The following is a 3,141-nucleotide window of genomic DNA, read 5'->3' as shown; positions in this document are numbered from 1 at the left end:
AGTGCCGGCTGTCGGCGCTGGACGGGCCGCGCGTCGCGGTGCTGATCGGCGGCGACAGCCGGCACTTGAGCTATCGCGCCCTCGACATGCAGCGCCTCGTCGGCGACCTGCGCAAGCTCGCCGGCTCCGGCTGCCGCCTGATGGTCACCGTCTCGCGCCGCACGCCGGACCCGCTGCGCGACGCGATCCGCACGCTCGTCGCCGAGACCGGCGGCTTCCTCTGGGACGGCGGCGGCGACAACCCCTACGTCGCGATGCTGGCTTTGGCCGACGCCATCGTCGTGACCTCGGATTCGGCCAACATGGTCAGCGAGGCGGTCTCCACCGGCGCGCCGGTGCTGCTGTTCGACCTGCCGCGTACCTATATCCGCCATCGGCGGATGTTCGCCGGGCTGGCGATGGCCGGGGCGTTGCGCCCGTTTACCGGGCGGTTGGAGCCGCTCGCGTACAAGCCGATCGACGCGACGCCGGTGATCGCGCGCGCGCTGGCCGACGGCTACGCCGCCTTCCGCGCGGCGCACGGCGCGAGCGTGACGCAGGATCGCCTGGATTAGAGCATTTTCATGCGAGGTGGATGCCGGCTCGCGTGAAGGAAATGCGACCACACAGTAGGTTGGAGCATTCCCCGTGATCCAGGGATCACGGAAAATGCTCTAGAGCTAGGAAGTAGAGGACGCCATGGCCCACACCCATTCCAGGCTGATCGTCGTCGGTTCGGGGCCGGCCGGTTACACGGCCGCGATCTACGCCGCCCGCGCCATGGTCCAGCCGCTGATGATCTCGGGCTTCCAGCCCGGCGGCCAGCTGATGATCACCACCGACGTCGAGAACTATCCGGGCTTCGCCGAGGCGATCCAGGGCCCGTGGCTGATGGAGCAGATGCGGCTCCAGGCCGAGCACGTCGGCACCACGATCCTGTCGGAGTACATCACCAAGGTCGACCTCAAGGTGCGCCCGTTCCGGCTCGAGGCGGATTCGGGCGAGACCTATTCCTGCGACGCGCTGATCGTCGCCACCGGCGCGCAGGCGAAGTGGCTCGGCCTGCCCTCCGAGGCCAAGTTCCAGGGCGGCGGCGTCTCGGCCTGCGCGACCTGCGACGGCTTCTTCTTCCGCGGCAAGCCGGTGGCGGTGGTCGGCGGCGGCAACACCGCGGTGGAGGAGGCGCTCTACCTCGCCAACCTCGCCTCGAAGGTCACGGTGATCCATCGCCGCGACGCGTTCCGCGCCGAGCGCATCCTGCAGGAGCGCCTGTTCAAGCACCCGAACGTCGAGGTGCTGTGGAACCGCGAGATCGACGAGATCTGCGGCACCACCAGCCCCGCCCCGTCGGTGACCCACCTGCGCCTCAAGGACACCCGCACCGGCGAGGCCAGCGAGGTGCCGGTCGACGGCGTGTTCGTCGCGATCGGCCACAAGCCCGCGACCGAGGTGTTCGAGGGGCAGCTGACGATGCGCCACGGCGGCTATCTCAGCGTCCGCCCCGGTACCGCCGAAACCGAGATCCCCGGCGTGTTCGCGGCCGGCGACGTCACCGACGACGTCTACCGCCAGGCGATCACCGCGGCCGGCATGGGCTGCATGGCCGCGCTGGAGGCGGAGAAGTACCTCGCCAACCTCGACATCGGCGAAAGCCCGGTCCAGGCGGCCGCCGAGTAGCCGGACGTCCATCCGCCCTCCCGAATCCGCATTCGGGCGGGGCACGACTGCGCGGATCGAACCCGCTTGACGGTTCTGTCAACATTTTCTTTGTGCCGCGCCTTGCGCGCGACCATGCCCAGGACGCATGAGTGGCAGGCGTCGTGACGGAGCCTGCGCGCCCCGGCACCGTCGGTTTGCGTGAGGGAGTCTCGCCGTGGATTGGGACAAGATCCGGATCTTCCTCAACGTGGCGGAGGCCGGCAGCTTCACCCGTGCCGGCGACGACATCGGCCTCAGCCAATCCGCGGTCAGCCGCCAGATCAGCGCGCTGGAACGCGAGCTCAAGGCGCCGCTGTTCCACCGGCACGCCCGCGGACTGATCCTCACCGAACAGGGCGACCTACTGTTCCGCGCCGCGCGCGACATGAAGCTGCGGCTGGAGAACACCCGCGCGCGCTTGGTCGAGACCAGCGAGCGGCCATCGGGCGACCTCAAGGTGACCACCACCGTCGGGCTCGGCACCGCCTGGCTGGCGCAACGCGTCGCCGAGTTCCTCGACCTGTACCCGGACGTGCGGATCGAGCTGATCCTCACCAACGAGGAGCTCGACCTCGCCATGCGCGAGGCGGACGTCGCCATCCGCATGCGCCGCCCGGCCCAGCCCGACCTGATCCAGCGCCGGCTGTTCACGGTGCACTACCACGCCTTCGCCAGCCAGGATTACGTGAAGCGCTTCGGCGAGCCCAAGACCGTCGAGGACCTCGACGAGCACCGGCTCGTCTCCTTCGGCGGCAACGAGCCGTCCTACCTGCTGGCCGCGCACTGGCTCGCTAACGTCGGCCGCGAGGGCCGCGAGCGCCGCCCGGTCGCCTTCACCGTCAACAACATCGGCGCGCTGCAGCGGGCGATGGAGACCGGCGCCGGCATCGGCATCCTGCCGGACTACGCCGTCGACGGCGACGACCACCTCGTCCAGGTGCTGCGCGAGAGCGAGATGCCGACGCTGGAGAGCTACCTCGTCTACGCCGAGGAGATGCGAACCGTCGCCCGCGTCCAGGCGTTCCGCGACTTCCTGGTCTCGAAGGCCCAGCGCTGGACGTATTGAGGGGCGGACGTTTCGCCGAGCACCGTCGATCCGCCAGCCCTCGAACCCGGCTCCGCTGGCCCTCCGTCCGCCCGCCGGCTAACACCCGCCACGGCCTCGGACGGCCGAGCGGAGCATCATGACCATACGGCCGATCGCCTTCGACCTCACCCGCCTCGTCACCCGTCTGCGCCATGCGAGCCCGTCGGGGATCGACCGGGTCGACCTCGCCTACGCCCGCCACGTGCTCGCGGGCGCGGGGCCGCGCTTCGGGCTGGTCTCGACCGGGCTCGGGCCGCGCGTGCTCGACCGGGCGCATGCGTCCCGGATCGTCGAGGCGGTCGCGGCCGGGTGGATCGAGGACGTGGCGGCCGAATCCGACCCGGTCTACCGCCGCCTGGAGGCGCGGCTCGCCGGCC

The 3,141-nt window shown here is 70.4% G+C and carries 3 protein-coding genes and 1 pseudogene; all 4 read left to right on the top strand.

Annotated elements, in window-relative coordinates:
* The coding region (locus FV222_RS21325; RefSeq protein WP_187277408.1) for an ELM1/GtrOC1 family putative glycosyltransferase at positions 1-554 on the top strand (554 nt) is incomplete at its 5' end.
* 124 nt (positions 555-678) lie between these two features.
* A complete protein-coding gene (gene trxB / locus FV222_RS21320; protein WP_147764431.1) occupies positions 679-1,656 on the top strand; it encodes a thioredoxin-disulfide reductase in 978 nt (325 codons plus the stop codon).
* A 196-nt stretch (positions 1,657-1,852) separates the two neighbouring features.
* Complete coding sequence (locus tag FV222_RS21315) at positions 1,853-2,743, top strand: LysR family transcriptional regulator (RefSeq protein ID WP_147750355.1); 891 nt, start codon at positions 1,853-1,855, stop codon at positions 2,741-2,743.
* A 118-nt stretch (positions 2,744-2,861) separates the two neighbouring features.
* Positions 2,862-3,141, top strand: a pseudogene (locus tag FV222_RS21310) (glycosyltransferase family 1 protein); the annotation flags it as partial.

Origin of the sequence: Methylobacterium sp. WL103, assembly GCF_008039885.1 — a bacterium.
Taxonomy (GTDB): Bacteria; Pseudomonadota; Alphaproteobacteria; order Rhizobiales; family Beijerinckiaceae; genus Methylobacterium; species Methylobacterium cerastii.
The sequence above is the reverse complement of the archived record's forward strand: the minus strand, read 5'-3'. Positions and strand labels throughout refer to the sequence as shown.

What these genes read in the sequence shown, in the direction of transcription:
- trxB (WP_147764431.1), top strand. Translation starts at nt 679, where the DNA reads ATGGCCCACACCCATTCCAGGCTGATCGTCGTCGGTTCGGGGCCGGCC.